The following is a 23,230-nucleotide window of genomic DNA, read 5'->3' as shown; positions in this document are numbered from 1 at the left end:
AGCTGTGGAGAATGTAGATGGGTATCGACCCGGTAGTGCTGTTCTTCGTCTTCGGCCTGTTCGCCGGGCTGGTGAAGAGCGAGTTGAAATTGCCCCCGGCGCTCTACGAGACGCTGTCTATCGTGCTCTTGCTGGCCATCGGTCTGCACGGCGGGGTGGAACTGGCCGAGCAGGCCAGTGCCGCGTTGCTCGGCCAGTCGCTGCTGGTGCTGGCGCTCGGTGTGCTGTTGCCGATCCTGGCCTTCGTCCTGCTGCGCGGCCTGCGCTTCGACCGGGTCAACGCAGCGGCGGTAGCGGCGCACTATGGTTCGGTGAGTGCCGGTACCTTCGCGGTGGTGGTGGCCTATCTGGCTGCGCGGGAGATCTTCTTCGAGAGCTATATGCCGCTGTTCGTGGCGATCCTCGAAATCCCGGCGATCCTGGTCGGCATCCTGCTGGCCAAGGGCGTCTCGCGCGAAACCGACTGGAAGGAGCTGGGCCGCGAAATCTTCCTTGGCAAGAGCATCATGCTGCTGCTTGGCGGCCTGCTGATCGGCGCGATTGCCGGCAAGGAGGCGATCAAGCCGCTCGAACCCCTGTACACCAGCATGTTCAAACCGGTGCTGGCGTTCTTCCTGCTGGAGATGGGCCTGATCGCTTCTGGCCAGCTGGGTTCGCTCAAGCGTTACGGCATCAAGCTCGCCGCTTTCGCCCTGATCATGCCGCTGATCGGCGCGCTGATCGGTGCCATGCTGGCGCGCTTCATGGGCCTGTCGCTCGGCGGTACGGCGATGCTCGCCACCCTGGCGGCGAGTGCGTCCTACATCGCGGTGCCGGCGGCGATGCGTCTGGCGGTGCCGGAGGCCAATCCGTCTCTGTCGCTGACTGCTTCGCTGGGCATCACCTTTCCGTTCAACATCCTGATCGGCATACCGCTCTACCTGGCCCTGGCCGAGCGGCTGATCGCCTGGGGGTTCTGAGATGAACGCGCACAATCGAACGCTGCTGACCGTGATCTGCGAAGCCGCGCTGGAACACAAACTGGTCGCCGACCTGAAAACCCTTGGCGCGCCCGGCTGGACGCTGTCGGATGCCCGCGGTAGCGGCAGCCGCGGCGTGCGCAGTGCAGGCTGGGACACCGACGGCAATATCCGCGTGGAGGTGATCTGCAGCCGCGAGATCGCCGAGCGCATTGCCGAGCACCTGCAGGCCCGCTACTACGAACATTTCGCCATGGTCTGCTACCTCGCCGAGGTTGCCGTTTTGCGCCCCGAGAAGTTCTGAATCGTCTGTGATGCCCCTCGACCGGCGGACGTCCACCTTCGACCCAGGACCGATGGAGCTGCCGATGCAAGCCCTGCTGCAGGAGATTCTCGACGAGGTGCGCCCGCTGCTCGGGCAGGGGCGCGTGGCCAGTTACATCCCGGCGCTGGCGGACGTCCCGGCCGAGCAGCTCGGTATCGCCGTGTGCAGTGCCGATGGCGAAGTGTTCGAGGCCGGCGACGCGCAAACGCCGTTTTCGATCCAGAGCATCTCCAAGGTCTTCAGCCTGGTGCAGGCCATCGGACACCGCGGTGAATCACTGTGGGAACGCCTCGGCCACGAGCCGTCCGGCCAGCCGTTCAATTCGCTGGTGCAGCTTGAGTTCGAACGCGGCCGGCCGCGCAATCCGTTCATCAACGCCGGTGCGCTGGTGATCTGCGACGTCAATCAGTCGCGCTTCGCCACCCCTGAACTGTCGATGCGCGATTTCGTCCGGCATCTGTCCGGCAACCGGCAGATCGTCTCGGACACACGCGTTGCCGAGTCCGAATACCAGCACCGTGCACGCAACGCCGCCATGGCTTACCTGATGCAGGCCTTCGGCAATTTCCACAACGACGTGGAGGCGGTGCTGCGCAGCTACTTTCATCATTGTGCGCTGCGCATGAACTGCATCGACCTGGCCCGGGCCTTCGCCTTCCTCGCCCGCGAGGGCAGCTGCCCGCAGAGCGGTGAGGTGATCCTGGCGCCGCGTCAGGCCAAGCAGGTCAACGCCATCATGGCCACCAGCGGTCTGTACGACGAGGCCGGCAACTTTGCCTACCGCGTCGGCCTGCCCGGCAAGAGCGGCGTTGGTGGCGGCATCGTTGCGGTGGTGCCGGGGCGCTTCACCGTTTGTGTGTGGTCGCCGGAGCTGAACGCTGCCGGCAATTCGCTGATCGGCATGGCCGCGCTCGAGGCGCTTTCGCAGCGCATCGGCTGGTCGGTGTTCTGATGCGCCGCAACCCGTTAACCCTATGGAGAGAACCGAGCAATGAGTGACGACAGGAGGAGCGAAACCGCTCAGGAGGCCCTGGAGCAGATCGTTTCCGGAGTCCGACGGTTTCGTGAAGAGGTCTACCCCGAGCAGCGCGAGCTGTTCAAGAAGCTCGCCCACGAACAGACGCCCAGGGCCATGTTCATTACCTGTGCCGATTCACGGATCATCCCCGAGCTGATCACCCAGAGTTCGCCTGGCGACCTGTTCGTCACGCGCAATGTCGGCAATGTGGTGCCGCCCTACGGGCAGATGAACGGCGGTGTTTCGACGGCCATCGAGTTCGCCGTGATGGCCCTCGGCGTGCAGCACATCATTGTCTGTGGCCATTCCGATTGCGGCGCGATGAAGGCCGTGCTCAACCCCGCCGAGCTGAAGCGCATGCCGACCGTGAAGGCCTGGCTGCGCCATGCCGAGGTGGCGAAGATCGTCGTCGAGCAGAACTGTGGCTGCGCCGACCACAACACTCTCGGCATCCTCACCGCGGAGAACGTGGTGGCCCAGCTCGATCATCTGCGCACCCATCCGTCAGTAGCGGCGCGGCTGGCCAGTGGTCAGCTGTTCATCCACGGCTGGCTGTACGACATCGAAACCAGCGCCATCCGTGCCTACGATGCCGAGCGCGGCGAATGGCGCGTGATCGGTGACGGTCCGTTGCCAATGGCCACGCCGCGGCCGCGCTACCAGCAGAGCTGAGGCGCAGCCGCAGGCCTCAGCGGCTGCCGGCGAGGGTTTTGCTGCGGTTCTGGATCAGGTAACACAGATCCGGTGTCTTGCTGCAGCCGGCGTAGCCTTCGGCGATCACTTCGTCGAGCGCCTGCTGCAGGCGACTGACGACCTCGTCCGGTGTATCAGGGCTCAGCGCCAGATACAGCGGCTCGCTGCGATAGCTCAGCGCTATGCGCAGCTGGCTTTCATCGACGCCCTGCAACCGCGCGTAATGGCGCCACACCGGATCGGCCACCGCCCACAGGTCGATGCGCCCGGTCAGCAGTTTGCGCAGGTTTTCGGCGTCGTTGAGGCTGTTGCTGGTGCGGATGCCCTGGCTTTTCAGGAACAGGCTGACACTGCCGTTGGCGTGGCCGCCGATCTGGTAGCCCTGCGCCTGTGCCAGGCTGTCGAACTTCAAGCCACTGTCGGCCGGTGCCAGCAGCACGCTGGCGTGGTGGGCCAAGGGCCCGACCCACTTGAACTGGCCGGCGTTCTGCGGCGTGCGCGCCACCGAAAACAGGCCGTGGGCCGGCTGCTGCTGGGTCTGCTCGTAGAGCCGGTTCCACGGGCCGCGCAGGGTCAGGTTGTAGGCGATGCCGGCGCGGCGAAAGATATCGCGCACCGTATCGGCATCGATGCCTTGCACATCGTCGCCGCGGGCGAAACCCTTGCTGTTGGGACCCATGTTGAAGGGCGGGAAGCTGTCGGTTTGTAGGGTGATCTGGTAGTTGGCAGGCAGGTCAGCCTGGGCGGTGCATACAGCGCTGATGAGCAGGGCGAACAGCGCCCCGGCAGTTCGGGATCTGGCCATGGCATCGGCTCCTTGACGCTTTTTTTATTGTTGGCGTATGCAAGGGTAGCGGTGCCAGGCGCCTGCCGCCAGTTGGCAGAACCCGCGCTGCGGGACAGCGCGCATTCTGCCGCGGCGGAGGGTTTCAGTTGGCCATTTCGCCGCAGAGGTCGCGGCAGAACCAGTGTTCCACCTGGGCCTGGTTCAGCCCCGCCGTGAGCAGCGCAAACAGCTTGCCCAGTGCCGCTTCGCGGGTCATGCCACCGCCGGAGACCAGGCCGGCATCGCGCAGGCCGCTGCCGGTGGCATATACCCCAAAGTCGACATGGCCGCCCGGGCACTGGCTGATCGCCGCCAGCACCACGCCCTGTCGATGCGCCTGGCGCAGCGCTTCGATGAACGGGGCGTCGCCGGCCGGACCGGTACCGCTGCCATAGCATTCCAGCAGCAGCGCCTGAGCTCCACTGGCGACCAGCGCCTGGACCTGCGCGGCGCCGACGCCGGGATACAGTGGCAATACCACGACCTGGGCCGGCTGCTGCGGCAGCAGCATGGGCGGGCGTTCGCCGACCACTGTAGCCGAGCGTTTGCGCGGTGCTTCGGCAAAGGCATCGAACGCATCGCTGCGCAGTTTGCTGACTCGCGCGCCGTGCAGCAGGACGCCGTTGAAGAACAGCCGCACGCCCTCAACGCGACCCGCCTGCAATGCGCGCATGGCACCGAACAGGTTGGGCCAGGCATCGCTGCCCGGGCTTCCCGCCGGCAGCATGGCGCCGGTAAGCAGAACGGGTATCTCAAGATCGAGCAGCAGGAAGGACAACGCAGCGGCGCTGTAGGCCAGGGTATCGGTGCCGTGCAGCAACAGCACCGCATCGCAGTCGCTCTGCGCCACGGCTTCGCGGACGGCGGTCGCCATCTGCAGCCAGTGACTCGGTTGCATGTTGGCGCTGTCCAGCAGTGGCTGCAGTTCGCGGAAGGTCCAGCTCGGCAGCGGCCCGGTTTCCAGCGCTTGCTGCGCCCGCAGGCGGGCTTCGAAACCGGAGGCCGGCATCAAGCCGGCGGCGCTCTGTTGCATGCCGATGGTGCCCCCGGTGTAGAGCACCAGCAGGCGTTCGATTGGTTGGTTCACACGCGTACCTCGCTCGTTCGGCGCAGGCCATCAGGAAATCAGGCGGATGGGCCAGCCCGTACGCAGTTGCGCACGGGGCTGGCCGGTCGCGGCGGAGCGTTTAGCGGCGCTCGGTGGCGTCGGGCGCGGCAGGCATGTTCGCCTTCCACACGGCCGGGTCGAGATCCAGGTCGGCGAAGTCCTTCGGATCGAGCACGGGCTGTTCGATACCGGCGCGGATCTGCCGGTCGTAGTCGCGCATCAGACGCAGGCCGACCTTGAACAGCAGGGCCACTGCGATCAGGTTGGCGATCGCCAGCAGGCCCATGGTCACGTCGGCGAAGGCGAACACCGTGCCCAGGTCCTGCACCGAACCCCAGAGCACGAGGATGACCACCAGGATGCGATAGATCACCACCGGCATGCGCTTCTCGGTGAAGAAGCCCAGCGCGTTCTCGCCGAGGTAGTAGTTGTAGATCAGCGTAGTGAACACGAACAGCAGCAGCGCGACGCTGACGAACACCCGGCCCCATTCGCCGACTACGGCGGCCACGGCGGTCTGGGTCAGCACCACGCCGGCCTGGTCCATGCCCGGCTCGTAGACACCGGAGAGCAGGATGATCAGCGCGGTGCAGCTGCACAGGATGATGGTGTCGATGAACACCGAGAGCGACTGCACGATGCCCTGCGCCACCGGGTGCTTGACCTCGGCGACCGCGGCGACGTTTGGCGCGCTGCCCAGGCCCGCCTCGTTGGAGAACAGGCCACGCTTGACGCCCATCAGGATCGCCGCGCCAATGCCGCCGGCGAACGCCTGCTCCAGACCGAAGGCGCTACGGAAGATCAGGCCGAAGGTTTCCGGAATCGCGCTGAAATTGCTGCCGATGACGAACAGCGCCATGGCCAGGTAGGAGAACGCCATGACGGGTACCAGCACGTCCGCCCACTTGGCGATACGGCGGATGCCGCCGAAGATGATGCCGGCGATCACCAGCGTCAGCGCGATGCCGCTGGCCACGGTCGGTACGCCGAAGGTGTCATGCAGCGAGCTGGCGACGGTGAACGACTGCACGGCGTTGAAGCCGAAGCCGAAGGTCATCAGCAGCAGGATCGACACCACGATGCCCAACCAGCGCTGACCGAGGCCATGCTGGATGTAGAACGCCGGGCCGCCGCGGTAGGTGCCGTCCGGCTCGCGACGCTTGTACAGCTGCGCCAGCGAACACTCGAAGTAGCTGGTCGCCATGCCCACCAGCGCCACCACCCACATCCAGAAGATCGCGCCCGGGCCGCCGAGCATGATCGCCACGGAGACGCCGGCGATGTTGCCCGCACCGACCCGGCCGGCCACCGAGAGCATCAGGGCCTGGAAGGAGGAGAGCTGTCCCGGCTGACGCTCGAAGGCGTGGCCGAAGATCGTGAACATGTTGCCGAAATAGCGGAACTGGACGAAGCCAGAGCGAATCGTGAAGAGCAGACCGAGGCCAATCAGCATGACGATCAGCAGCTTGCTCCAAATGAGGTCATTCAGAAGGTCGAGCATGGCAATGTTCACCTTGTTGTCGTTGTTTGAGTGCCGGCGCACGCCGCTGCGCCGTGCAAGCGGGGGATGTTTCAACAGTGTGGCGTGTAGGGCAATTTCGCGGTTGGCCGCGATGTGACGCGACCTGATGCTAGAATGGCTGCACTCGCGCCAATCTCCAGGGGCAACCGTGACCTCCCATCTCGCCGAAAATCTCAAGTTGCTCTGCAGTCATTACCGTTCGATTGCCGAGGTGTGCCGCAAGCTGGCCATCAATCGAGCGCAGTTCAACAAGTACCTGGGTGGGCAAAGCCGGCCGACACCGTTCAATCTCAAGCGCATCGGCGACTTCTTCGGAGTCGAGGGCTACGAGCTGGAAATGCCGCCGGAACAGTTCGCCCGGCTGGTCGGCGCGCGCCATCCAGAGGCGCAGGCGGTGCCGCGTACCGATCCACTGCTGGCGTTGCTGCAGCCGCTTCGCGAGCACGCGACCAGCTTGGCGCGCTATTGCGGCTACTACTTCGAATACGCCAACTGCATGTCGGTACCGGGCAGCATCCTCATCTCGCTGGTGCACCTGCGTGAAGAAAATGGCCTGTACCTGTTCGAGCGTCAGGAGCGCCAGGAGCGTGCCAGCCCCACCCTTGGCCAGGCCGAGGACTGGGTGCGTTGTCGCTACCTCGGCGCCGCGTTCGGCCTGCAGGACCGGCTGTTTCTGATCGACTACGAGTCGCTGACGCTCAACGAGATGAGCCAGACCATCCTCATTCCCAGCTTCAAGAGCCGCATCACCCGCCTCAACGGCCTTAAGACCGGCGTTTCCTCGGGCGACCGGCGAACGCCGGCGTGCACCTCGGTGGTGTGGGAATACCTGGGCCGCGAGATCAACCGGGTCAGTGCCTATCGCCAGGTGATGCTCTACAGCCCGGACGACCCGCGCATTGACCCGGAAATCCGTGAGCGGCTGGCGACGCCGCATCTGGAGAACGGCCTGTTCGGCATCGAGTGACACGCGCCTTCACTCCTTGTTGCTGCTGTCGTAGATCGCTCGGTCGAGTTCCTGTTCGCTGCGACCGACCAGCGTGGTGGTCATCAGGTCGCCGGCGACGTTCACCGTGGTGCGGGCCATGTCGAGGATGCGGTCGATACCGGCGATCAGCGCCACGCCTTCGAGCGGCAGGCCGGCGGCGGTGAGCACCAGCCCGAGCATGATCAGCCCGGCGCCGGGGATGCCGGCGGTGCCGATCGACGCCAGCGTCGCGGTGAGGATGATCATCGCGTACTGCCCGGCACTGAGGTCGATGCCGAAGGCCTGGGCGATGAACAGCGCGAGCACGCCCTGATAGATCGCGGTGCCGTCCATGTTGATGGTCGCGCCCACCGGCAGCACGAAGCCGGCCACACCTTCCGATACGCCGAGGTTCTTGCGTGCGCATTCGATGGACACCGGCAGCGTGCCGGAGCTGCTGGAAGTGCTGAACGCGACCGCCAGCGCCGGGGCGATGCCCTGGAAGAAACGCAGCGGGTTGAGCCGCGCCAGCAGGCCGAGCAGGCCGCCGTAGACCAGCAGTACATGGGCGATGCTGGCCAGGTAGATCACGCCGATCACACCCGCCAGCGGCAGCAGCACTTCTGCACCATGGCTGCCGACCACGCCGGCGGTCAGCGCGAAGACGCCGATGGGCGCGACGCGCATCACCAGGTCGGTGAGCTTGTAGAAGGTTTCGGCCAGCGCATCGAACAGGCGCACCGCCGGCGCGCCGCGCTCGCCGATCAGGTTGATGCTCACGCCCAGCGCGATAGCGAAAACGATGATCTGCAGGATGTTGCCTTCGGCAAAGGCGGTGACCGGATTGGCCGGCACCAGGCCGACCAGGATCGACACCAGCGAGGGCGCCTGCTTGGCCTGTTCGTTGCCACTGGCGACCATGTTCATCCCTTCGCCGGGGCTGAACAGCGCGCCGAACAGCAGGCCGATGCTGACCGCGAAGGCGGTGGTCACCAGATAGATGGCGATGGTTTTCAGGCTGATACGGCCAAGCTTGGCGCTGTCCTGCATCGAGGTGATGCCGGCCACCAGCGAGACGAACACCAGCGGCACGATGAGCATCTTGATCGCATTGAGAAACAGCGTGCCGATGGGTGCCAGCAGCTGCGCGTCTGCGCCGAAGGCCATGCCGGCGGCGACGCCGAGGGCGAGGCCAATGAGGATCTGCTGCCAGAGCGGCAGGCGGACGAGCAGGCGCAGGGGAGCGGAGAGGGTCGTACTCTGAGTCATGGGTTTTCCTGTTGTTTTTATTGTGCGAACGGGCCGGACTGGCGGCCCGTAAAGCAAGCGCCCGGCTATGTGCCGGGCGCAGGGATGATCAGACCGCCAGCGGTGCCAGGCGTGGCGCGATCATGTTTTCCGGGCGCAGGATCTCGGCCAGCATGGCGTCGTCCAGCAACCGCTCTTCGCGCACCAGCTCCAGCACGCTGCGGCCGCCGAGCAGCGCCTCGCGGGCCAGGCGGGTGCTGTTGTCGTAGCCGATGTAGGGGTTCAGCGCGGTGATCAGGCCGATGGAGCTTTCCATCAGCTCGCGGCAACGGTCTTCGTTGGCGGTGATGCCTTCGATGCAATGCTCGCGCAGCATGTCCATGGCGCGCTGCAGTAGACGGATCGAATCGAACAGCTTGTAGGCAATCAGCGGCTCCATGACGTTGAGCTGCAGCTGCCCGCCTTCGGCCGCCATGGTCAGCGCCAGGTCGTTGCCGATCACTTCGAAGGCGACCTGGTTGACCGCTTCCGGAATCACCGGATTGACCTTGCCCGGCATGATCGAGCTGCCCGGCTGGCGCGGTGGCAGGTTGATCTCGTTAAAGCCGGTGCGCGGGCCGCTGGAGAGCAGGCGCAGGTCGTTGCAGATCTTCGACAGCTTCACCGCCAGGCGCTTGAGCATGCCGGAGAACAGCACGAACGAGCCCATGTCCGACGTGGCTTCGATCAGGTCCGCGGCCTGGCGCAGCGGCTGGCCGCTGATCTGGGCCAGGCGCTGCACGGCGATGGCTTGGTAGCGCGGGTCGGCATTGATGCCGGTGCCGATCGCGGTGCCGCCGAGGTTCACTTCCAGCAGCAGTTGCGGGGCGAAACCGCGCAGATGCTGCAGGTCCTCGCCGAGGGTGGTGGCGAAGGCGTGGAATTCCTGGCCGAGGGTCATCGGCACGGCGTCCTGCAGCTGGGTACGGCCCATCTTCAGCACGTGGGCGAAGGCATGGCCCTTGCCGGTCAGCGACTGGCAGAGGCTTTCCAGGCTGGCCAGAAGGGTGTCGTGGCCGAGCAGCAGGCCGAGGCGGATCGCGGTGGGGTAGGCGTCGTTGGTCGACTGCGCCATGTTCACGTCGTTGTTCGGGTGCAAGTACTGGTACTCGCCTTTGGCGTGGCCCATGGCTTCCAGGCCGAGGTTGGCGATCACCTCGTTGGCATTCATGTTGGTCGAAGTGCCGGCGCCGCCCTGGATCATGTCCACTACGAACTGCTCGTGGAATTCGCCGCGGATCAGCCGCGCACAGCCCTGGCTGATCGCCACGTGCTTGGTCTCGGGCAGGTAGCCCAGCTCGCGGTTGGCGTCTGCCGCCGCCTGCTTGACCATCGCCAGAGCGACGATCAGTTTGGGGTAATGCGACAGCGGCACGCCGGAGAGGCGGAAGTTGTGCAGTGCGCGCAGGGTCTGGATGCCGTAATAGGCGTCGGAAGGAACGGGGAGGGTGCCAAGCAGGTCTTTTTCGACTCGCGATGATGCAACTTCGGACATGATGGTAATGTGGCTTCGGTAGGCGCAGGCAGTGCTGCAGTGCGCCTAAAGTAAGGCTTTCAGAGGTTTTGCGGCCAATGCCGTTGCTGGCTGCCCTATGCCGAAACGGCATAATGTGGCTGTGACTTTGTACTGGCCGCAATCGTATCGAGGGATGTTCAGTTGAATCTGGAAACCAAGTGGCTGGAGGACTTCATCGCCCTGGCAGCGACCCGCAGCTTCTCCCAGGCCGCGCAACGCCGCTTCGTCACCCAGCCTGCCTTCAGCCGGCGGATCCGTTCGCTGGAAGAGGCTCTCGGTCTGCAGTTGATCAATCGTTCGCGCACGCCGATCGAGCTGACCGAGGCCGGTCAGCTGTTTCTTGTCAGTGCGCGCAACATGGTCGAACAGCTCGGCGAAGTGGTGCGCCATCTGCACCACGTCGAGGGCCAGCAGGGCGAGGTGCTGCAGATTTCCGCCGCGCACTCACTGGCGCTGGGCTTCTTCCCCGCCTGGATCGCCGGGCTGCGCCACGAAGGACTGAACCTCGCCACCCGGCTGATCGCCACCAACGTCGGCGAAGCCGTGCATGTGCTGCGCGAAGGTGGCTGCGACCTGATCCTCGCCTACTACGACCCGGACGCCGCGCTGCAGCTCGACCCGGAGCTGTTTCCCTCGCTGCACCTGGGCCGCACCGAGATGCTGCCGGTTTGCGCGGCGGGTGCCGACGGCGTCCCGCTGTACGACGTCGACAGCGGGCAGACGGTGCCGCTGCTGGCCTACAGCGCCGGCGCCTTTCTCGGTCGTTCGGTGAACCTGCTGCTGCGCCAGCGCGCGCTGCGTTCGACCACCGTTTACGAGACGGCCATGGCCGACAGCCTGAAAAGCATGGCGCTGCAGGGGCTGGGCATTGCCTGGGTGCCGCGGCTCAGTGTCGAACCCGAACTGCAGCGCGGCGAGCTGGCGGTCTGCGGTAGCGAGCAATGGCGCGTGCCACTGGAGATCCGCCTGTATCGCTGCTCGCTGATGCGCAAGGGCGCGGTGCGATTGCTCTGGCGAAGGTTGGAAAACCGTGCCGCGGAAGCCCAGCGACAGGCGGGCGAAGCGGCGGGTTAAAGCGTTCTGCGCAGCCAAATGAGCGTATCAAGCGGCTAATTGCACACATTTTGTTGCGTCGTGCAGGGCAACTTTTTCTGGCGGCACTGTCTTAGCTGAGCAATCCGAGCCGTGGCCAGGCCGGACCCAGCCTAGGACAGACAGCCGTGAACCACGACTCCGACGCCACCGTGCCCGCTACGGACGCGGTCTTTGCTATACCCGACCCGGCGACCGGCAGCATCGCGCCCGTCACGCTGCATGCCGCGCTGACCCGAATTGCGCAAGGCGCGCCCGATCGACTGGCGGTGCTTTCGACCCGCTTCGCGCCGCTGGACCATCGCGGCCTGCAGCAGATGATCGAGCAGACCCGTCGCCAGTTGCGCCTGGCCGGCTTCGGCCGCGATGCGCGGATCGGTGTATTGCTGCCGGAAGCCCCGCAGGCGGCGGTCGCGATCATTGCCATCGCCTGTTCGGCGGTTGCCGTACCGCTCGATCCGCGCCTCGGCCCGGCCGAGCTGGACCAGTTTCTCAAGCAGTTGCCGCTCGATGCCCTGCTGATCGGCAGCGATGGCGATCAGCAGGGCCGAGCCGCAGCCGAGCGCCATGGGCTGACGCTGATCAGCGCCGAAGCGGCCGAAGACGGCACGCCGGCGTTGCTGCTCGACATGCCGGTCGCCGCGCAGCCGGCCGCCGACGAGCTGCCGCTGCCTGACGCTCCGGCATTCATCCTGCGCAGCTCCGGCACCACCGCCCTGCCCAAGCTGATTCCCTTCACCCATCGCAACATGCTGACCGCTGCGCGCAAGTGGCAGCGCTGGTTCGGCCTGGATGCCGGCGACCGCTGCCTGTGCGTGTCGGCGCCCTATTATTCCCACGGGCTGAAGGTCACCATCCTGACACCCTTGCTCGCAGGCGGCAGTGTCGCCTTTCCGCTCAGCCCTGCGGTGGTGGACCTGCACGAGTGGTTCGAAGCCCTGCGCCCGAGCTGGTATTCCGCCGGCCCGGCGCTGCATCGCGCAGTCCTCGAGGCCGCCACTACCCATCCCGAAGGCCTTGGCGCGCACCGACCGCGCTTCGCCTCTTCCGGCGGCGCGCCGCTGGGACAGGACATCATCGACGCCTTCGAGCAGGCCATGGGCTTCCCGCTGCTGGAGCATTACGGTTCCAGCGAGGCAGCGCAGATCGCCGTCAATACCCCCGGGGAGCGCAAGAATGGCAGCGTAGGCCGACCCTGGCCGGAAACGCTGAGCATCGTCGATGAGGATGGCCTGCCGGTGCCGACCGGCCAGCGCGGTGAAATCCGCGTCCGCGGCGCAACGGTCATGCCCGGCTATCTCGGCGATCCCGCGCTGAATGAGGTGCTGCGAGAGGGTTGGTTCCACACCGGCGACATCGGCAGCCTCGACGAGCACGGCTTCCTCTACCTGCACGGGCGCCTGCGCGAAGTCATCAACCGCGGTGGTGAAAAGGTCAGCCTGCCGGAAGTCGACGCCGCCTTGCTGCGCCATCCGGCGGTGGCGGATGCCGCCGCGTTCGCCGTGCCGCATCCGCGTCTCGGCCAGGACGTAGCCGCGGCGGTCGTGCTGCATCCGCAGATGAGCGTCTCGCCCAGTGAATTGCAGAACTTCCTGCGTGGTGAGCTGGTGTATTTCAAGGTGCCGCGGCGCGTACAGGTCGTCGACGCCTTGCCGCGCGGGCTGACGGGCAAGGTACTGCGCCATCACCTGGCGGATGCGTATGTCGAGCAGCGCAGCGAGCGAGCCCGTCAGGCCGAGGCCAGCGAGGCCGCCTCGCCGCTGGAGCAGCAAGTGCTGGCGCTCTGGCGCCGCCTGCTGAAAACCGAAGCGGTAGGCCCGCAGGACAACTTCCTCGATTGCGGCGGCGATTCGCTGCTGGCCACCGAGATGCTGACCGAACTGGAGCAGATGCTCGGCCGGGTGATTCCCGAGTCAGTACTGGTGGAGGCCGAGACCGCACGTGAGCTGGCCGAGCGCCTGGAAAATCTCGCGGCGCACGTCATCCCCGTCATCGACTTTAACGCGCAGCCGGGGCGGACGGCGTTGTTCTGGTTCCACGGCGATTTCGCCCATGGCGGTTACTACATCCGCCGCCTGGCCAGGCTGCTCGGCTCTCAGCAGCCGCTGACCGCCATTGCGCCGCACGGCATGGGCGACGAGCCGATTCCCGAATCGGTGCAACAGATGGCCCGCGAGCGCCTGCCGCTGATCCTCGAGCGTCAGCCCGAAGGGCCGTATCGCATTGGCGGCTACTGCAACGGCGCGCTGGTGGCCTTCGAAGCGGCTCGCCTGCTCGTGGAAGCCGGACACCGCGTGGAAATCGTCGCGCTGATCGACCCGCCCACCGCCAATGTGCGGCCCTGGTCGCGAGCGATCCTGCGCACCCTCGACCGCGTGTTGCCGGATAGCTATCTCGCCCGTGCCTACGAGGCGCTGAGCCGCTTCGGCGAAACCAGCAAATGGCCCTACCCGAAGCGCCTGGCCAACCTGGCCTGGAAGCTCACGCACCGCGGTACGCGCATGGTGCAGCAGCGGCTGGCCGGCGAGGTGGCACCGCCCCCCACGGCGCGGGACCGCGAAGTGCGCGTGCGCTTCCTGCAGTACTCGCTGGTGATGGCGCGCTACCTGCCGCAGCGCATCGATGCGCCGGTGGTCTATTTCTCTGCCGATTACACCAGCCGGGCCTGGCGCAACATGGGCGCGAGCTTCGAAAGCTACGACGTCCTCGGCGGTCACCACCGCTGCGTCAAGGATTACACCGCCTCGATCGCCACTCCGCTGCGCGCACTGCTGGAGGATTCGGCAGCGCCGATGCCAGCCCAGAGCGGTCTGAGGCTGCCGCTGACCGATCCGGTCAAGCGTGACGGCCTGGTGCCCTGACATGACCCTGGCCTCGCATATCCGTCGGCGGCCTGCACGGCCGAAGCCCCCGGTAACAGGATTAACCGCATGAAGCGCTCCATCGCCACCGTGTCTCTCAGCGGTACTCTGCCGGAAAAGCTCGAGGCCGCAGCGGCCGCGGGGTTCGACGGTATCGAACTGTTCGAGAACGATCTGCTGTACCACTCCGGCAGCCCGCTGGACGTCCGCCGGCGCTGCGAGGAGCTGGGGCTGGCCGTGACGCTGTTCCAGCCATTCCGAGACTTCGAGGGCTGCCCGCGCGAGCGGCTGCAGCGCAATCTCGACCGTGCCGAACGCAAGTTCGATCTGATGCAGGAACTTGGCGCCGAGCTGATGCTGTTGTGCAGCAACGTGCAGGCCGATGCGCTGGGCGATCGCGAGACGCTGCTCGGCGACCTCGGCCTCATCGCCGAGCGGGCTGGCGCACGTGGTCTGCGGGTCGGCTACGAGGCGCTGGCCTGGGGTCGCCACGTGAAGACCTGGCGTGATGTCTGGACGCTGGTGCAGCAGGTCGACCATCCGGCACTGGGCGTGATTCTCGACAGCTTCCATACCCTGGCCCTGGGCGACGATCCGAGCGGTATCGTCGAGATTCCCGGTGAGCGGATCTTCTTCGTGCAGCTGGCTGATGCGCCGGTGCTGGCCATGGACGTGCTGGAGTGGAGCCGGCATTTCCGCTGCTTCCCCGGCCAGGGCGAGTTCGATCTGGCGGGCTTCCTCGCGCCGGTGCTGCAGGCCGGCTACAGCGGTCCGTTGTCGTTGGAGGTATTCAACGACGGCTTCCGTGCCGCACCGCCGCGTGGCATCGCGGCCGATGGCTTGCGTGCGCTGCGGCACCTGGAAGAAAAGACCGGCCAGCGACTGAGCGCTTCGGCGCCGTCCGCAGCCGTCGTACCGTCGCTGTTCACGGCGCCAGCGGCACCGCGCTACGAGGGCATCGATTTTCTCGAGTTCGCGGTGGACGAACCGCACGCGGTGCGCCTCGGCAGTTGGCTGCAGCAGCTCGGCTTTGCCCACGTCGGCCAGCACCGCTCGAAAGATGTGCAGCTGTTTCGTCAGGGCGAAATCAACATCGTGCTCAACGCTGAACCCTATTCCTTCGCGCACAACTACTTCGAGGCACACGGTCCTTCGGTGTGCGCCATGGCGCTGAAGATCGATGACGAAGCATCGGCGCTGGCGCGTGCCTGCGCCTTCGGCGGGCAGCCCTATCGCGGGCTTATCGGGCCGAACGAGCGGCAGATTCCGGCGGTGCGCGCGCCGGACGGCGGACTGATCTACCTGCTCGAATCCGGGGCGCCAGGACAGAGCAACTACGATATCGATTTCCGCCTGCACGCCGTGACCCCAGCGGGCGCCGGCCTGCAGCGGATCGATCACATGGCCACCGCACTGCCGGCCGAGAGCCTGGCCAGCTGGGTGCTGTTCTACCGTAGCCTGTTCGATTTCGAGGCCGACGACGAGCTGCTGCTGCCCGATCCCTATGGCCTGATGAAATGCCGTGCCATGCGCAGCCCTTGCGGCCGGGTCCGCCTGCCGCTGAACACGTCGCAGGATCGCGACACGGTGATCGCCCAGGCGCTATCCAGCTACCGCGGCGCCGGCGTGCACCATGTGGCGTTCGCCTGTGACGACATCTTTGCCGAGGTGGCCCGCGCACAGGCGGCCGGCGTGCCGCTGTTGCAGATTCCGCGCAACTATTACGACGATCTGGCCGCGCGTTTCGACTTCGATGACTCGCTGCTCGCCGAACTGGCGCGCTACAACGTGCTGTACGACCGCGACGCCGAGGGTGGCGAGCTGTTCCACGTCTATACCGAGCCGTTCGAGGGGCGCTTCTTCTTCGAGATTCTGCAGCGCTGCAACGGCTACGCCGGCTACGGCACGCCCAACGTGGCGGTACGCCTGGCCGCCATGGCCAAGCAGTGTCGCCGCACTGCGCCCGCCGCGACCGCTCTGGCCAGCGCCTCCTGAATCGCGGCGGTGCATGCGGCTAAGGTGATGGTTTGCCGCCGCGACTGGGGTGCTATGATCGCGACCCTGCCGCGCCTACTGCTGATGGCGTGCCTTGCGCGGTTGCTGGAGCCCGATCGTGCCCATCCCAAAACCAATCGGCTTGCGTCAATGGATCTGGCGAGCCTTCGTTCGCAGCGCGCTGATTCCGCTGGTCTTGGTGGAAACCGCGCTGATCGCGATCTATCTGCTGACCAACGGCGCGATCCGCGACGCGCAGATCGACCATCTACGCCAGACCGCGCTCAATGACCTGCAGGCCTCGGCCAGCCTGGAGTCGCGCCTGATCAGCGAGCAGCTTGCCCAGGTCGGCTCGCTGACCCAGCTGTATCGCAACCTCACTGCTCAGGCGCTGCAGGGTGGCGACCCGGTCGCGCTGCCGGAGCTGGCACTGAGCGCCGACGGCGTGCGCTACAGCCCCGACGACGATGGCGGCGCAGCGGTGTTCTACTCCGGTGCGACGCCGGCTGAGCAGCATGATCTGCAGAAGATCGCCAGGCTGCGCCAGCTGGAGCCGTTGATGAAGGAGATCGAGGCGCGCAATCCGTTGATTGCCAGCCTGTATTTCAACAGCTGGGACAGCTTCAACCACATCTATCCATGGTTCTTCACCCTCGATCAGTACCCGGCGGATATGGATATTCCTCGGTACAACTTCTATTACCTGGCTGACGCCGAGCACAACCCGTCACGCGGCGTGGTGTGGACCGATGTCTACCTCGATCCGGCCGGTCATGGCTGGATGATGTCGGCGATTGCGCCGGTCTACCGTGATGACTTCCTCGAAGGGGTGGTCGGTATCGACATCACCGTCAGCGTCATCCTCGATCAGATCGGTCAGCTGCAGGTGCCCTGGGGTGGCTATGCCATGCTGGTCAGCGATGACCTGACGATCATGGCGCTGCCGGAGCCGGGCGAGGATGATTTCGGCCTCGCCGAGCTGACCGATCATTCCTACCAGCAGGCGATCCGCAGCGAGATGTTCAAGCCGGAAGATTTCCAGCTCGACAGCCGGGCTGAAACCGCGGAACTGGCCGCCGCCATTTCCAGCACCAGCAACGGCGTGCAACAGGTGATGCTCGGTGGCCGCCCGCAGCTGGTGGCCTGGACCACCGTGGCGCAGACCGGCTGGCATCTGCTGGCGGTGGTGGACGAAACGGCGGTGTTTCGTCAGACCAATATCCTGGCCAGCCGCTACCAGCAAATCGGTTATCTGCTGATCGCCGGCCTGGTGCTGTTCTACATCGGCTTCTTTGCCGTCATGTGGCTGCGCGCGCGGCAGCTTAGCCAGGCACTGCTGGCGCCTATCGCCGGCATCTCGCGGATGCTCGGCGATATCGGCTTGGGCCGCTGGCGTCCAGAGCCGGTGCGTGCGCAGATCCGCGAGCTCGACGAGATGTCTCGCCACACTCAGGACATCGGCAGCCGTCTGTCCCACAGTGAGTCCGAGCGCTGGGAAGCGCAACGGCGGCTGGAGCTGGTGCTGGAGAGCGCGACCGAGAGTCTCTGGGAATACGATATTCCCAATCACACGCTGCGCGTGCGAGGCAGCATGCTGGGCCGCTTCGGTCTGCCCACCGGCCAGCTCAGCGACCGCGAGTTCCGCCAGCGCATCCATCCGGACGACCTACCCCAGGCGGTGGCGCAGGTTGAGCGGATACAGCAGGGTCTGCAGCAGCGCTACGAAGCTGAATACCGTTTTGCCGATGCGCTAGGCGAGTACCACTGGCTGCTCAGCCGTGGCCGCGTTCTGGAGCAGGACCCAGAAACCGGCATGGCGCGGGTGCTGGCCGGCACTCATGTGGATATCGATGCGCTCAAGCGCGTCGAGGCCGAATTGCGCGCGGCAACGCTGCAGGCCCAGGCTGCCAGTGAAGCGAAGGGACGCCTGCTCTCGGGTATCAGCCACGAGTTGCGCACGCCGCTCAATGCGATCCTCGGCTTCGCCCAGCTGATGCGCATGGACTGTGATGACAGCAGTCAGTCCGAAGCGGCCGAGTACCTTGATGAAATCCTTCTGGCCAGCCGTCATCTCAACCAGCTGCTGGGCGAGATCCTCGAATGGTCCAGTCTGCAGAAAGAGCGCCCACAGCTGGAACTGCAGCCGGTGGATGTGTGCAGCCTGATGCGCGAATGCGCCGAGCTGATCGCGCTGGAAGTGCAGCAGCGGGGCCTGCAACTCGATCTGAGCCTGCCGGACGACGGCCTGCTGGTGCTCGCCGAACCGCGGCGCCTGCGCCAGGTGCTGCTGAACTTGCTGTCCAACGCGATGAAATACAACGTACCCAACGGCCACATCAGCCTGCGCGCCGAAACCAGCCCCGGTCATGTGCGCATCCTGGTCGAGGACACCGGCCTGGGCATCGATCAGGCGCAGCAGGCGCAGGTGTTCGAGCCGTTCCAGCGGCTCGGGCGCGAGAACAGCATGATCCAGGGCACCGGTATCGGTCTGTCGCTGTGCCTGGAGTTCGCCCGGCTGATGAACGGTCAGCTGGGGCTGCACAGCGAACCGGGCGTGGGCAGCCGTTTCTGGATCGAGCTGCCGCGGGTGGCGCCACTGCAACCGCAGTAGCGGCCCGACTGCTGGGGTACTGGCCGGTCACGCCTTGCGCTATACTGCGCGGCTTTCGCGCGAGCGGCCGAGGCCGTTTGCCGACCATCCAGGCCACGCTCTTTTGCGTGGTTTGTTGTTCTTGACGCGCCCGCGGGCGCCCGATGAGAGGCACGACGATGAGCGCACTGGTAGGCGTGATCATGGGCTCCAAGTCCGACTGGTCCACCCTGAGCCACACCGCCGATATGCTGGAAAAGCTGGGCATCCCCCACGAAGTGACGGTGGTTTCCGCCCACCGCACCCCGGACCTGCTCTTCCAGTACGCCGAACAGGCCGAAGCCCGCGGCCTGCGTGTGATCATCGCCGGCGCCGGCGGCGCTGCCCACCTGCCGGGCATGTGCGCGGCCAAGACGCACCTGCCGGTGCTTGGCGTGCCGGTGCAGTCGTCGATGCTCTCCGGTGTCGATTCGCTCTTGTCGATCGTGCAGATGCCGGCTGGTGTTCCGGTTGCCACGCTGGCCATCGGCAAGGCCGGCGCGATCAACGCCGCGCTGCTGTCGGCAAGCATCATCGGGCATGAATTCCCTGAGTATCACCAGGCGTTGAAGAAATTCCGCGACGAGCAGACCCAGACTGTACTGGACTGCCCAGACCCGCGCCTCTGAGCCGCCCTTCGCCAGTCCCGGCGACGCGGCTGGCGGGTATAAACTTGCTTTCCTGCGCCGTAACGCGCGCGCTTGATCTGCCGCCTACTGAAGGGCCGTTGATATGAAAATTGGTGTGATCGGTGGCGGCCAGCTCGGCCGCATGCTGGCGCTGGCGGGCACCCCGCTGGGCATGAACTTCGCCTTCCTCGACCCGGCCCCGGATGCCTGCGCCCAGGCCCTCGGCGAGCACATCCGCGCCGACTATGACGACAAGGATCACCTGCGCCGGCTGGCCGATGAAGTGGATCTGGTGACCTTCGAGTTCGAGAGCGTGCCGGCCGAGACGGTGGCCTTTCTCTCGCAGTTCGTGCCGGTCTACCCGAGCGCCGAATCGCTGCGCATCGCCCGTGATCGCTGGTTCGAGAAATCCATGTTCAAGGAGCTCGGCATTCCCACCCCGGAGTTCGCCGATATCCAGTCCCAGGCCGACCTCGACGCCGCGGTGGCCAGCATCGGCCTGCCAGCCGTGCTCAAGACCCGCACCCTGGGTTACGACGGCAAGGGCCAGAAGCTGCTGCGCAAGCCGGCCGATGTGAGCAACGCCTTCGCCGAGCTGGGTAGCGTGCCGTGCATCCTCGAGGGCTTCGTACCCTTCACCGGCGAAGTCTCGCTGATCGCCGTGCGCGGGCGTGATGGCGAGACCTGCTTCTATCCGCTGGTACACAACAGCCACGAGAGCGGCATCCTGCGGCTGTCGGTTGCCAGCAGCAACCATCCGCTGCAGGCGCTGGCCGAGGACTACGTCGGTCGCGTGCTCAAGCAACTCGACTATGTCGGCGTGCTGGCCTTCGAGTTCTTCGAAGTCGATGGTGGCCTGAAGGCCAACGAGATCGCGCCGCGCGTGCACAACTCCGGGCACTGGACCATCGAAGGCGCCGAGTGCAGCCAGTTCGAGAACCACTTGCGTGCCGTCGCCGGTCTGCCGCTGGGCTCGACTGCCAAGCTGGGCGAAAGCGCGATGCTCAACTTCATCGGTGAAGTGCCGCCGGTGGAGAAGGTGATCGCCATTCAGGACTGCCACCTGCACCACTACGGCAAGGCCTTCAAGGCCGGACGCAAGGTCGGCCACGCGACCTTGCGCTGCCCTGACCGCGCCACGCTGGACCGTCAGATCACCGCGGTCGAGACGCTGATCCCGCATTCCTGACGCCCGGCCGTCAGGCTTCGGCGAACCGCCGCAGAGCCCTCGGGTCCATTGGTTACCCACCTTTCGGACCTGAGGAGATTATCCATGGGCATCATCGGCACCATCATCATCGGCTTGATCGTCGGCCTGATCGCACGCTTCCTGAAACCCGGCGACGACAGCATGGGCTGGATCATGACCATCCTGCTGGGTATCGGCGGCTCGCTGCTGGCGACCTACGGTGGCCAGGCGCTCGGCCTCTACCAGGCGGGTGAGGGCGCAGGCTTTATCGGCGCCGTGGTCGGTGCGATCATCCTGCTGGTCATCTACGGCATGGTCACCAGTCGCAAGCATTGATGCACCGCGGGGCCGCGCCCGGCGGCCCCGTTCTCTCTCATGTAGTTGCCCTATGCGCAAATCCCTCCTTTCACTGTTCTGCTGTCTTGCATTCGCGTCCACCGTTCATGCCGCACCGGCGGAGCTCGACTGGCTCGAACTGATGCCGCCCGAGGATCGCCAGGCGCTGGAGGAAATGCCCGAGATCGACCACGCGACGCCCGAGGATCTGGGCTTCAGCGACCAGGGAGGGCTCAAGCAGGAGGCCGGGTTGCCGGCGGTGATGTACTCCGCCAAGACCGTCGCTGAGCTGAACGGCCGCGAGATCCGCCTCGGTGGCTATCCGGTGCCGCTGGAGAGCGACGAGCGCGGGCGCAGTACTGAATTCTTCCTGGTGCCGTATCCGGGGGCCTGCATCCACGTACCGCCGCCGCCGCCGAATCAGATCGTGCTGGTGCGCTACCCGAAGGGCATCGCCTTGGAGGACATCTACGCGCCGCTGTGGGTTGACGGTCGCCTGAACATCGAGCCGGTCAGCAACGATATGGCCGATGCCGCCTATGCGCTGGAAGCCGCGGCAGTCGAGCTGGTCGACGAAAGCGACTTCTGAGCCGCAGCGATGACGCTACCGACCGAGATACGCCAGGCGCTGCGCGAGCTCGCCGCGCACACCGATGGCATCGATCTGCCGATCTATCAGGCATTCGAGCGTGATCCACTGGAGCCAATCATCGGGCTTGGCGATGCCGATGCGCCGCTCTGCTTTTTCGGTCGTGACCCAGGCCGCGAGGAGGTCCGCCATGGCGAGCCCTTCATCGGCGCTGGCGGGCAGATCGTCCGGCGCGTGCTCTATCGCCATCTGCATGGCGAGGAGATGCCGGACTTCGCGGCCGGACGGGCGCTGGGCCGGCACTACTTCTGGATCAACACCGTGCCGTACAAGCCGGTTGGTAACAAGGCCTGGTCGATGGCGGTGAAGCGCCGTTTCCATCCGCTGGTGCGTCAGCTGCTGGTGGATAGCTGGCACGGCCGCCAGATCGTCACGCTCGGCCGCGAGGCATTTCTCTGGTTCGGCATCGACCAGCCGCCCGCGGAGCGCCGGCGCCTGGAGGCTTTCTGGCAGCGTGAGGATCGCTTCACGGCCAGCCTCGATGTCGAGCTGCAGGACGCGCAAGGCCATGCGCGAAGCTTCACCTTGCACCCGCTGCCGCATCCCTCGCCATTGAACCAGACCTGGTTCAAGCGCTTCCCCGCACTGCTCGAGGCGCGCCTGTGCCAACTCGACGGGCAGCTAAAACCTTAGTCGCTGACCTGATTGCTGGTCTGCCCGGCCTGCCAGGCCGCGACGTTGCCCAGCGTGGTCCCAGCGATGGCGGATAGTGCCTCCTCGGTAAGAAACGCCTGGTGCGCGGTGACGATCACGTTGGGGAACGACAGGAGCCGCGCCAGCACGTCGTCCTGCAGCGGCAGGCCGGAGTGATCCTCGAAGAACAGCCCGGCTTCTTCCTCGTAGACATCCAGACCCAGATAGCCGAGCTGGCCGCTTTTCAGCGCGCCGATCAGTGCTGGTGTGTCGATCAGCGCGCCGCGGCCGGTGTTGATCAGCATGGCGCGTGGTTTCATGGTCGCCAGGCTTTGCTGATTGATCAGATGGTGGGTCTGCGCGGTGAGAGGGCAGTGCAGGCTGACGATATCACTGCTGGCGAGCAGCTCGTCGAGCGCCACGTAACGCATGCCGAGGCGCTCCAGCTCCGGGTTCGGGTAGGGGTCGTAGAGCTGCACCTCGCAACCGAAACCAAGCATGATCCGCGCGAACACGGCGCCGATCTGCCCGCTGCCAACCACGCCGACACGCTTGCCCACCAGATCGAAACCGGTCAGCCCCTGCAGCGAGAAATTGCCTTCGCGGATACGGTTGTAGGCGCGTGGCAGGCGCCGATTGAGCGCCAGGATCAACGCTACGGTGTGCTCCGCCACCGCATGCGGCGAATAGGCGGGCACCCGCACCACCGGCAGGCCGAGGCGTTTGGCACACGGCAGGTCGACATGGTTGTAGCCGGCCGAACGCAGCGCGATCAGCCGCGTGCCGCCGGCCGCGAGCCTCTCCAGCACGGGGGCCGAGAGCACGTCATTGACGAACGGACAGACCACCTCGGCGCCCGCCGCCAGGGCGGCGGTATCCGGGTCGAGGCGCGTCTCGAGGAAATGCAGATCGAAGCCATGCGCCTGATTGGCGGCCAGGAAGCTGTCGCGGTCGTAGGCCTTGCTGCTGAACAGGGTGATGCGCATCGGGATGCCT

At 65.8% G+C, this 23,230-nt stretch carries 20 protein-coding genes; 14 read left to right on the top strand and 6 right to left on the bottom strand.

Annotation, left to right across the window (positions count from 1 at the left end):
* The first annotated feature begins 17 nt into the window (after window positions 1-17).
* The 4 genes from PSEST_RS19885 to PSEST_RS19870 all read left to right on the top strand — a co-directional run bounded on the left by PSEST_RS19885 (window position 18) and on the right by PSEST_RS19870 (window position 2,974).
* Window positions 18-959 (top strand): sodium-dependent bicarbonate transport family permease, encoded by a 942-nt coding sequence (locus PSEST_RS19885; protein WP_015278717.1) that lies wholly within the window; start codon window positions 18-20, stop codon window positions 957-959.
* Between the two features lies 1 nt (window position 960).
* Complete coding sequence (locus PSEST_RS19880; protein WP_015278716.1) at window positions 961-1,263, top strand: DUF3240 family protein; 303 nt, start codon at window positions 961-963, stop codon at window positions 1,261-1,263.
* A gap of 64 nt (window positions 1,264-1,327) precedes the next feature.
* Window positions 1,328-2,236, top strand: a complete 909-nt coding sequence (gene glsB / locus PSEST_RS19875) for a glutaminase B (protein ID WP_015278715.1) — start codon at window positions 1,328-1,330, stop codon at window positions 2,234-2,236.
* Window positions 2,237-2,275: 39 nt separating this feature from the next.
* Entirely contained in the window at window positions 2,276-2,974 is a 699-nt protein-coding gene (locus PSEST_RS19870) for a carbonic anhydrase (protein ID WP_015278714.1), read from the top strand.
* Window positions 2,975-2,990: 16 nt separating this feature from the next.
* Here PSEST_RS19870 and PSEST_RS19865 read toward each other — a convergent pair whose 3' ends face one another.
* The 3 genes from PSEST_RS19865 to PSEST_RS19855 form a co-directional block, all read right to left on the bottom strand.
* Window positions 2,991-3,800, bottom strand: coding sequence for a substrate-binding periplasmic protein (locus tag PSEST_RS19865; protein ID WP_015278713.1), 810 nt, complete (start codon window positions 3,798-3,800; stop codon window positions 2,991-2,993).
* A gap of 124 nt (window positions 3,801-3,924) precedes the next feature.
* Window positions 3,925-4,908, bottom strand: coding sequence for an asparaginase (locus PSEST_RS19860; RefSeq protein ID WP_015278712.1), 984 nt, complete (start codon window positions 4,906-4,908; stop codon window positions 3,925-3,927).
* Between the two features lie 100 nt (window positions 4,909-5,008).
* The gene (locus PSEST_RS19855; RefSeq protein WP_015278711.1) at window positions 5,009-6,430 is read right to left on the bottom strand and encodes an alanine/glycine:cation symporter family protein; all 1,422 of its coding nucleotides are present in this window, start codon (window positions 6,428-6,430) and stop codon (window positions 5,009-5,011) included.
* Window positions 6,431-6,599: 169 nt separating this feature from the next.
* On the opposite strand from PSEST_RS19855, the gene PSEST_RS19850 reads away from it, so the two are divergent.
* Window positions 6,600-7,418 (top strand): helix-turn-helix domain-containing protein, encoded by an 819-nt coding sequence (locus PSEST_RS19850; protein WP_015278710.1) that lies wholly within the window; start codon window positions 6,600-6,602, stop codon window positions 7,416-7,418.
* A 9-nt stretch (window positions 7,419-7,427) separates the two neighbouring features.
* Here PSEST_RS19850 and PSEST_RS19845 read toward each other — a convergent pair whose 3' ends face one another.
* Window positions 7,428-8,687 carry a dicarboxylate/amino acid:cation symporter gene (locus PSEST_RS19845; protein WP_015278709.1) on the bottom strand — a complete coding sequence of 420 codons (1,260 nt, stop codon included), beginning with the start codon at window positions 8,685-8,687 and terminating at the stop codon, window positions 7,428-7,430.
* A gap of 88 nt (window positions 8,688-8,775) precedes the next feature.
* Entirely contained in the window at window positions 8,776-10,200 is a 1,425-nt protein-coding gene (locus PSEST_RS19840) for an aspartate ammonia-lyase (protein WP_015278708.1), read from the bottom strand.
* A gap of 162 nt (window positions 10,201-10,362) precedes the next feature.
* Between PSEST_RS19840 and PSEST_RS19835 the strand changes: the two genes are divergently transcribed.
* The 9 genes from PSEST_RS19835 to PSEST_RS19795 all read left to right on the top strand — a co-directional run bounded on the left by PSEST_RS19835 (window position 10,363) and on the right by PSEST_RS19795 (window position 22,234).
* Entirely contained in the window at window positions 10,363-11,295 is a 933-nt protein-coding gene (locus PSEST_RS19835; RefSeq protein ID WP_015278707.1) for a LysR substrate-binding domain-containing protein, read from the top strand.
* A gap of 146 nt (window positions 11,296-11,441) precedes the next feature.
* On the top strand, window positions 11,442-14,174 hold the full coding sequence (locus PSEST_RS19830; RefSeq protein WP_015278706.1) for an AMP-binding protein: 2,733 nt from the start codon (window positions 11,442-11,444) through the stop codon (window positions 14,172-14,174).
* Between the two features lie 69 nt (window positions 14,175-14,243).
* On the top strand, window positions 14,244-16,169 hold the full coding sequence (locus PSEST_RS19825) for a bifunctional sugar phosphate isomerase/epimerase/4-hydroxyphenylpyruvate dioxygenase family protein (RefSeq protein ID WP_015278705.1): 1,926 nt from the start codon (window positions 14,244-14,246) through the stop codon (window positions 16,167-16,169).
* A gap of 118 nt (window positions 16,170-16,287) precedes the next feature.
* A complete protein-coding gene (locus PSEST_RS19820; RefSeq protein ID WP_015278704.1) occupies window positions 16,288-18,780 on the top strand; it encodes a sensor histidine kinase in 2,493 nt (830 codons plus the stop codon).
* Window positions 18,781-18,938: 158 nt separating this feature from the next.
* On the top strand, window positions 18,939-19,427 hold the full coding sequence (purE, locus tag PSEST_RS19815) for a 5-(carboxyamino)imidazole ribonucleotide mutase (RefSeq protein ID WP_015278703.1): 489 nt from the start codon (window positions 18,939-18,941) through the stop codon (window positions 19,425-19,427).
* A 103-nt stretch (window positions 19,428-19,530) separates the two neighbouring features.
* Window positions 19,531-20,616, top strand: coding sequence for a 5-(carboxyamino)imidazole ribonucleotide synthase (locus PSEST_RS19810; protein ID WP_015278702.1), 1,086 nt, complete (start codon window positions 19,531-19,533; stop codon window positions 20,614-20,616).
* A gap of 84 nt (window positions 20,617-20,700) precedes the next feature.
* A complete protein-coding gene (locus PSEST_RS19805) occupies window positions 20,701-20,952 on the top strand; it encodes a GlsB/YeaQ/YmgE family stress response membrane protein (RefSeq protein WP_003297756.1) in 252 nt (83 codons plus the stop codon).
* 52 nt (window positions 20,953-21,004) lie between these two features.
* A complete protein-coding gene (locus PSEST_RS19800; RefSeq protein ID WP_015278701.1) occupies window positions 21,005-21,541 on the top strand; it encodes a DUF3299 domain-containing protein in 537 nt (178 codons plus the stop codon).
* A 9-nt stretch (window positions 21,542-21,550) separates the two neighbouring features.
* Window positions 21,551-22,234, top strand: coding sequence for a uracil-DNA glycosylase family protein (locus PSEST_RS19795; protein WP_015278700.1), 684 nt, complete (start codon window positions 21,551-21,553; stop codon window positions 22,232-22,234).
* Here PSEST_RS19795 and PSEST_RS19790 read toward each other — a convergent pair.
* Entirely contained in the window at window positions 22,231-23,220 is a 990-nt protein-coding gene (locus PSEST_RS19790) for a 2-hydroxyacid dehydrogenase (RefSeq protein ID WP_015278699.1), read from the bottom strand. The two genes, PSEST_RS19795 and PSEST_RS19790, sit on opposite strands and share 4 nt — an antisense overlap.
* Between the last annotated feature and the right edge of the window lie 10 nt (window positions 23,221-23,230).

This window comes from Stutzerimonas stutzeri RCH2, assembly GCF_000327065.1.
Classification (GTDB): Bacteria; Pseudomonadota; Gammaproteobacteria; order Pseudomonadales; family Pseudomonadaceae; genus Stutzerimonas; species Stutzerimonas stutzeri_AE.
The sequence above is the reverse complement of the archived record's forward strand: the minus strand, read 5'-3'. Positions and strand labels throughout refer to the sequence as shown.

Excerpts from the sequence above, each read along its gene's own strand:
- PSEST_RS19885 (WP_015278717.1), top strand. The coding sequence starts at position 18 with ATGGGTATCGACCCGGTAGTGCTGTTCTTCGTCTTCGGCCTGTTCGCC.
- PSEST_RS19880 (WP_015278716.1), top strand. The coding sequence starts at position 961 with ATGAACGCGCACAATCGAACGCTGCTGACCGTGATCTGCGAAGCCGCG.
- glsB (WP_015278715.1), top strand. The coding sequence starts at position 1,328 with ATGCAAGCCCTGCTGCAGGAGATTCTCGACGAGGTGCGCCCGCTGCTC.
- PSEST_RS19870 (WP_015278714.1), top strand. The coding sequence starts at position 2,276 with ATGAGTGACGACAGGAGGAGCGAAACCGCTCAGGAGGCCCTGGAGCAG.
- PSEST_RS19865 (WP_015278713.1), bottom strand. The coding sequence starts at position 3,800 with ATGGCCAGATCCCGAACTGCCGGGGCGCTGTTCGCCCTGCTCATCAGC.
- PSEST_RS19855 (WP_015278711.1), bottom strand. The coding sequence starts at position 6,430 with ATGCTCGACCTTCTGAATGACCTCATTTGGAGCAAGCTGCTGATCGTC.
- PSEST_RS19845 (WP_015278709.1), bottom strand. The coding sequence starts at position 8,687 with ATGACTCAGAGTACGACCCTCTCCGCTCCCCTGCGCCTGCTCGTCCGC.
- PSEST_RS19840 (WP_015278708.1), bottom strand. The coding sequence starts at position 10,200 with ATGTCCGAAGTTGCATCATCGCGAGTCGAAAAAGACCTGCTTGGCACC.
- PSEST_RS19825 (WP_015278705.1), top strand. The coding sequence starts at position 14,244 with ATGAAGCGCTCCATCGCCACCGTGTCTCTCAGCGGTACTCTGCCGGAA.
- purE (WP_015278703.1), top strand. The coding sequence starts at position 18,939 with ATGAGCGCACTGGTAGGCGTGATCATGGGCTCCAAGTCCGACTGGTCC.
- PSEST_RS19810 (WP_015278702.1), top strand. The coding sequence starts at position 19,531 with ATGAAAATTGGTGTGATCGGTGGCGGCCAGCTCGGCCGCATGCTGGCG.
- PSEST_RS19805 (WP_003297756.1), top strand. The coding sequence starts at position 20,701 with ATGGGCATCATCGGCACCATCATCATCGGCTTGATCGTCGGCCTGATC.
- PSEST_RS19800 (WP_015278701.1), top strand. The coding sequence starts at position 21,005 with ATGCGCAAATCCCTCCTTTCACTGTTCTGCTGTCTTGCATTCGCGTCC.
- PSEST_RS19795 (WP_015278700.1), top strand. The coding sequence starts at position 21,551 with ATGACGCTACCGACCGAGATACGCCAGGCGCTGCGCGAGCTCGCCGCG.
- PSEST_RS19790 (WP_015278699.1), bottom strand. The coding sequence starts at position 23,220 with ATGCGCATCACCCTGTTCAGCAGCAAGGCCTACGACCGCGACAGCTTC.